The sequence below is a fragment of the Trichloromonas sp. genome, assembly GCF_034006665.1.
In the GTDB taxonomy this organism is placed as follows: Bacteria; Desulfobacterota; Desulfuromonadia; order Desulfuromonadales; family Trichloromonadaceae; genus Trichloromonas.
The window spans coordinates 1-7089 of sequence record NZ_JAVESI010000080.1; the positions used below are offsets into that span (position 1 = coordinate 1).

At 55.3% G+C, this 7089-nt stretch carries 2 protein-coding genes; one reads left to right on the forward strand and one right to left on the reverse strand.

Annotation, left to right across the window (positions count from 1 at the left end; all coding sequences use genetic code 11):
- The first annotated feature begins 103 nt into the window (after positions 1 to 103).
- Positions 104 to 970 (forward strand): hypothetical protein, encoded by an 867-nt coding sequence (locus RBR25_RS17255; protein ID WP_432820781.1) that lies wholly within the window; start codon positions 104 to 106, stop codon positions 968 to 970.
- On the opposite strand, the gene RBR25_RS17260 is transcribed toward RBR25_RS17255, so the two are convergent.
- The gene (locus RBR25_RS17260) at positions 936 to 6392 is read right to left on the reverse strand and encodes a hypothetical protein (protein WP_432820782.1); all 5457 of its coding nucleotides are present in this window, start codon (positions 6390 to 6392) and stop codon (positions 936 to 938) included. The two genes, RBR25_RS17255 and RBR25_RS17260, sit on opposite strands and share 35 nt — an antisense overlap.
- Positions 6393 to 7089 lie beyond the last annotated feature (697 nt).

Here is a 7089-nt window from a genome sequence, read left to right on the forward strand (position 1 = left end):
AAACCCAAAGGTACCCGGGAAACGGGAACTAATCTTTATCCAAATGGCGCTGTTGGCGGTTTCAAAGAGCCATTAAGACCGCTGCGGGGATATCTACGACATTTTGCCGAGGCCTTTCGGCCCGGCAGCAACCGAATCGGTTGGCTCATGCCTCAAGCCGCGTGAGCTTTTTTCGCGATTGCATCAAGCTTATCGCCCGTATTTGTTTCTTAATCTTCATCAAGTTGACTACAAAGAAGACTTTACCAATGTATTTTCATTGTATATTACAACAACGGCTGAATATGCGGCAGTGAAAGATAATAACTACGATGCTTTGTACGACATGATATATAGTCTTGTCGTTGTTGATAAAGTTTCTGATGTAAGTCTTCATAGTAATCAGAGCTTTAGTGTATTTTTGAAAAACATGGCTACCCTCGGACTTGATGCGAAAGAGGAAGATTTGCCGTTGCGATACGCTGAAACTGCCGTAGCGATGGCCAAAAAAATCCAGGACTCGTCACTCAAGAGGATTGAGGTGCGGAAATTGTGGGGAGCTCCGGCAGACCAGGAACTCCCTTCCGAGGTCAAGGGGGGAGTTCCTCGCCCGGCGCCTATCGACAGGAATGGCCCAGATGATGACCCACAAAGCCCCCCGGGCAATACGTCTGTACCCAATCCCCCAGACGAAGACGGAAAGGGGCTGCAGTTAACGCTCGGGGCGAATCTCGCAAAAAAGGAGGTCTGTCTCGAAGCACTGGACTTTGAAATGCGGGCCTATCTCAACCCTCAAAAAGGCGAATTTTATATTCGGAATCAGCTAAACGGGGGGGGAGTCCGTCTCCAATATGTAAATAACAGCCATGAAAAAGTCCTTGCCCATCTCCAAAAACGGCTTTCCGGGTCGATTACCCTGCTTTACGACGCCAACGAAGACAGCTCGTTTGGCTATGTTATTCACGACTTTGTGATCGCAGAAGATGAATAAGAATGCCGAAATTATTAGCTATTTTTCGATCAAAATCCAGGATGGTCCCTCCGGCAACAATGGCCTGGAGGGACAACCTAACAGTTCCTTGTTCGCAATGGCGTCCGGATTGCCGACGGCCTCGCCACAGGTGCACGTCCCCCAGGCTCTCTTTCCAGTCCAGATACCCTGCCGTATGGCGTTTGGCGTCTCTTACCCAGCGCGAACGATGGTGTTCAGCTACGAAAAGGATACCGAGGTTGGTCAAAAAAGCGGTGACTTGAGGTGCGGAGTCAGGACTGTCGAGGACGAGGGAGCGGTCGTATGGCCGATAGGCGGCTGAGAGCAGGGGGGCGATTTGCAGGGCCTCCTGTTGCTCTTGTTTGTCAAGGTCGAGAACGCATTGATAGAGGCTTGCCAGTATCCGAATTTCCTCCAGGGATTTCGACCACGAAAGATATGCTGGGAGGTTCCCCTGGATTTGACTATTTTGGATTGCACAATCCAAATCAGCCAGGCGGAAAGATTCCTCTACCGGCATAGTCCGGATGGTCGGTTGCGGCTGGGGCTCGGTCTTCGGCGGACGAGGAATTTCGCTGGAAAATTGGTCGGCCAAGCGACTCAGCAGCTCTAGAGGATGTCCTCCGCGGGCAACTATCTTGTGCGCATAAGACTCGCTGATGCCGGCCATTTGTATCAGCTGCGCGGCCTTGATCGGAGGCCGGCAGGAGTGGTGGCGAGCATAGTACCCGAGAAACCAATCACACAGGTGGATGTAGCTGTGAACTTCCGTATGGGTGTCGGCGTGGCCCAGGAGCGTCGCCCCGATATAGAGTGCTTTTCGGCCAGTGTCGTCATTCTCCATCAGCATTTTTCTCAGCTTACGTCGTTGAGCCCGGCCAAACTCCGCTGCATTCAGGAAACAGCCGCATTTCCCGGGATCAATATCGTCCCGCAGTTGCAACCCCACCTGGAGCAAGCTCGCGAAGGAATGCCGCAAGGTGTGCGGAACGGTGGCTCGATCCCCCGTAATCACCCGAAGCGCGTACCTGAGAGGCGCGAGTAGGCCCTCGAAGTGACAGGGGTCTGTCTCCATCGGCCCGGAGGAAAAGAGCGGCGAACGAGACGTCGATCCGCGCTCCGCCTGCCGGAATCGGTGCCACTCCCTTACTGTTTCCAATTCATCGGCGGGCATGAGAATGTACAGCGGTTCACGCCTGCGTGATGCCTTGGTTTTAAGGCCGCGTATGTGGTTGCCCTGCACGAGCAGTTCTAACCGGTCCGTCCCCTGCAGATCCCCAATCAACAGCCCCCAAATCTCCATAACCCGCAAGCCGGCTCGAAAAGCCAGAATAGCGGCGACCAAGGTCATCCTTTCGGAACGGGGCAGGGTCGGCTTTCCCCATCCGAGTATTTTCAGCAGCAGCCGATACTCCTGGGGAGTAACCACGTTGGCGCGGACGGCGTCTTCCCCTTGAATCGTCAGAGTGTCCTTCTCGATCTGGATCGACAGCTTGGGGGTGGAATGAAAGACCTGTAAAAAGCCGAGAAACTGATTGAGGCGCCCCAGGTCGTTTTTGACCTGGCCCAGATGTGCTTGGGGGAAACTGAGGTTCGGACTCCTACGCTGCCGTATAACGTCGGCCACGGCAATCATGGCCGCACTCAGGTCGTCGTACTCAAGATCCGTGATATCCATTTCGCCTACCACCTCCAGCAGGCCTGGCGATATCTGTTCGAGGTAGTCACTGACCGAATTGGGGGCGAGGGGCGTTTTTTTGTCGCGGAGTTCGAGCTTGCTCACCTCGTCTGAGAGTAGTTGGACCGCCCAATTCCCCAGCAGCGCCGTTATCGGCCAGAGGACATCCTCTTGCTCCGCCAGGTAGGTACGGAGCACCCAGGTCAGATTGTCTTGTTGGCCTTGTGCGGGCTCGTAAGTGCGAATGAGTGCACGAAGGTCGCGCAGGAGGGTGGCCTGTTCGGACGGTTCCAGGAGAGGCCCATCGGCAGCCCGCCGTTTTGGCCGGGCCATTCGGGGGTGGGTTGGGATAAATTCCCCGGTCAGCAGTCGCATCCACGCCGGATCCGGCAGGCTTGCCGTCTGGATTTTATTGGCAGCATAGGCCGCCAGATAGGAGGGCATGGTCAGCACTGTCCACGCGTTTCCTGCGGCAAAAAGCTCGGTTAAGGGTGGGAGCGTTCGTCCTTGGGTTTTGTCGATGTGCGCTACATAGGCCCCATATGCCGTTGCGAGCTGACATCGGTCGCTCCCCCCGCTTGATGCAGGGTCTCTCCGCCAGCGATAAAGCAACAGCTGGGTCGTCGGGTCGGCGATCCAGCGGCGATAATAAGCCGGATTGCGCTGTAGAAACCATTTTTCTTCGGGGGACAGATAGTCCTTTGCTGCCGCCCACAGGTCGACCCAAAGCATGTCTCCCCACTGGAAAAGATCTTCGGTCAAACCAGCGATCAGGCCCTCTGCCCACACAGGATGGTGGATGCCTCCGTACATAATGGCGCTTAAAAGGATCTGTCCGAGTTGCACCTCCCGCACAGCAGAGATCGGACCACTCAAGTCGGCCATGAAAATCTGTTCGACAGCTCGGAATACCTTGATTTTTCGAATCAGAGAGGGTCGGGCAAAATTGTGGGTATTGAGAGTGAAGACCGGGCGGGCGGGGATCTCGACAGACCAGTTTCGATTCTCCTTCCCCCAAATCAGGCCATCGATCAGAAAATTGAGTCTTCTCATGTGATGCCTGAGATGCAACGGCCGGGGCTGCAATCTGTGCATCAGGGTCTGGAGGCTTTGGGTCGAGACGGTGATGCCGCGCTTGCCCTCGTAGAGTTCTGGGAGCAGCTTGTGCATTCTCAGCAAGACCACCTGCTCCTGTTTTTTGAATCTGTCCGCTCCGCTTTTGTTCCGGAAATATCCGGGGAGAATCTTCACCCATGCCTCGCCCGGCTCGTGCTGGGCAAAAAAGGTTCTGACACCTTTTGCGGTGCGCGCAGAGTTTTTTTGCCGCAGTTCTCGACTTTCCAGTGAGGTTCGTTCGTGAAGGGAAAGGCGGATTTTTGCTGAAACCCTTTTCAACCCCTCAAGGGGGGTCAACCCTAGCCGGTTCATCAGGGGAGGGAGATGCCGCGCGAGTTCCGATTTGAAATCCCAGGGATGCAATGCCGACGTTGGCGCCCACCCTTCCTGCCCCAATCGCCAGTGCCCGAGCAGGATTTCCACGATTTCGCTGGGGCAGCCATTTTCTTGTAATTCCGATTTTAAAAAATGCCGGGAGACATTCACCGGGAGATGAAAGCCGAATTTGGCCAAGTGGGTTTTAAGGTTGGCGGGTCGAACCGTCTCTCGCCTGCCGTCAGGGGTCAAGAAAAAGTAGATGCCGTCCTTGCGGCTGGTTTCAATGATCGGGAGAGCGCTGCATTTTTTTATCGTTTCCAGGTGCAGGTAATAACTCTCCAGCTGTTTTATGCAGAGTTCGGGAAGCCAAACCAGTCGGCTGTGGTAAAAGTCGGCAGAAGACTTGTCGCGGATGACACAAAATCCGGTGGTCGGATCGTACATGTTTTTGCTGACGAACGGGGAGGTCACCGCACGGTATCCGGTGCAATACGCCGTTACCAGGAAGGTATAGAGGACGTAGGCATTGTGGTATTCCACCAATTCCGCCAACGAATTAATCCGGGCGTTGGCTGTAAGAAAGGTTTTTACGGCGGCAATCAGGTTCTGTACGGTCGCAAGATTCGGGCGAAGGGGTGTTCCCACATACCGCGAACACTTGGCAGGAAAGGTTTCGTTGAGTTGACTTTCACGGCCAGCTTCGCGGGCCGTATGGACCCAGGCGAGCCGGCAAAGTCGCTGGAGGGTGTCCGCTTCGAAACTGGCGTAATGTACTGGCGTCTGCGCCAGGAAAATGTTGCTTCTTCCTTGGGCGAGGCTCGCGACGGCATGGTCGCTGCCAGGCAAGAGGGCGAGCTTCCTGGTCATGTAGTTTTGAACCCGTTTAAAGGAAAGCCTTTTATGGCCGAGTTTGCCAAGAGCTTGGCGGCAGGAGGCTAGAAGTTCACTTGCCGAAACAGGAAAGAGCGCCATCTCTTCCCCGTGTTGGAGGTGGCCGAGGTATTCGTTGAGGAGATTGACAAGGTAGTCCGGAAGGGGGAGATCAATGTGGTTCTGTGTTGGATAGGCCTGGGCCTGACTCTCCGGGGGGGAGGCGGATTTGAGAGGAGGACCGGGAGAAAAGACTCTCAGGATAGTCGTCGCTTCACAGTAGGCGTCTCCCTCCGGGGGCTGTTGCCCCGGTCGGAGCAATATCATTTTTGCCAAGCGTTCGGGAGTCAGGCCGGCCAGAAAAATCAAGGCAAGTTGAGTTCGGGCGAAAACATCGCCGGTGTCTTCAGTCGGGTATTCGGGGAACAGGAGGTCAAAAAGAATTTGAAGTTCGTGTTGATTGAGGGTGCGCCACGAAAAGTGGAACTGTTGGTTCTCCCGTGCCCTGGCTTTCTTTAGCCCTTTGGCCGCCCGCACGAATTCAGCGGATGGCAGAAAGGCGAGGGCGGGTTTGGCAATAAAGATCAAGCTGCCTGGGGGGGCATGCGATCGTTCCGGTTCCGTGTCGTCGAGCCCTTCGATGAGTTCTGTCGGCGGGGGATCCTCGGGTGTGGACAGCCTTTTTTTCAGGAGATCAAGAAGAGATTCTTTCTCGCGGCCCCTGCCGGACGGAGTGTTTCTCGTCTTGATCTCGTTGGAAAGGCTTAGAGACGTGGCCCGCTCCAGGTACCTGATAATGGGTCTGACGAGAGTCTTTTCAGGGTGGGATTCCAACTGTGCGCAATAAATTTGCGGGGATGTTTCGTCGAGGGGGAAGTAGACGAGATCTTCTGTCCGTGTGAGGGTTTGGACCGCATCCAGCGCCTGGACCAGCGGGGATTTGAGGCTGTCGCTGCGTCCTTGGCTGCGGGTCAAGAGATGGGCGACGAGGATCTCCGCCATCAGAAGGTAGAACTGGGGGCAATAAAGCCTGTTCTCGGGGAGAAGGCCCATTCGCGCGTAAAGCGGGCTCGTGCCAACCAACCCGCGGAAAGAATCCTCGCGATTCCCCTCTCGTCCTGCGAGTAATCCGATTTTAGTTTCGAAGATATCCTTCCCGCGAATCAGGATCTGGCCGGTTGTCTTGGCCTCTCTGATCAATTCGTCCAAAAATAAAAACCCGCCGCTACTGCAGATACCGGATGTCCGACGGGCGATTTCCGCGAAGTTCTCAAGCACCAACAGGAGGGATTGAAGTGAATGGGGATCACCGAGAATGCTGATCAGGTGATCCACGTCATATTGAGAAATGGCCCCTCGGGCTGCGAACTCCGGGAGATGCCTGCAGAGGGGTTTGTACCCTGGCGTATTTCCGTACGGCGATTTGATCTTGTTTGCCATGATGCCTGCGGTCGTTGTTGGGAAGATGTCGCGTCATCTTTGAGCCGTCGTCGGTCCTGTGACGGCTGCTGGAGATAGAGGGATGGGGGGCGGCAGTTTCGGATTCCGGACAAAACCGGCCACGATTCCGACGGGAATCCGGCCGGCATTCCGATTCGATTCCGGCCAGCATTCCGGAACCATCCGGCCAGGGTGATGCCTGAACAGAGTCGCTACAAGCCTCTCACCCTCATGCTGCCCTGGCAGGAGCACAAGGGGGGGGACCTTCCGGGGACCAGTCCAGCCAGTTCTGCGAACTCTATCGGCAGCGGCGCAAGAAGCTGGATCGTTCCATGTGCCAGGAGCACCGCGTCGGAGACAAGTTTTATTGTCGGCTACAGCGGGTCGACCCTGGCCATCGTGGAGGCATTTCAACGGGGGATATCCGAGAAGCCCAGATCTTCGTCGGGGGCATGGGCTGCAACAGCAACCTGACCTTTGCCGAGGCGACCTGGACGCAAGGGCTGTCCGACTGGATCGGCTCCCACATCCGGGTTTTTGGTCGTCTCGGGACTGTGGGGTCGAGCCTCCAACCTGAATCCGTAAGATCACAATCAGAAGAATTTCAGCGAATGCAGATAAGCTATTGATTTTCTTTGTTATTTATGCTACCATCTAGCCCGTCGAAAACTCACTTGGCGGGTGAATTTTATGAAAC

Bases quoted from the DNA above. Each gene is read 5' to 3' on its own strand.
- RBR25_RS17260 (WP_432820782.1), bottom strand. From the start codon at position 6,392: ATGGCAAACAAGATCAAATCGCCGTACGGAAATACGCCAGGGTACAAA.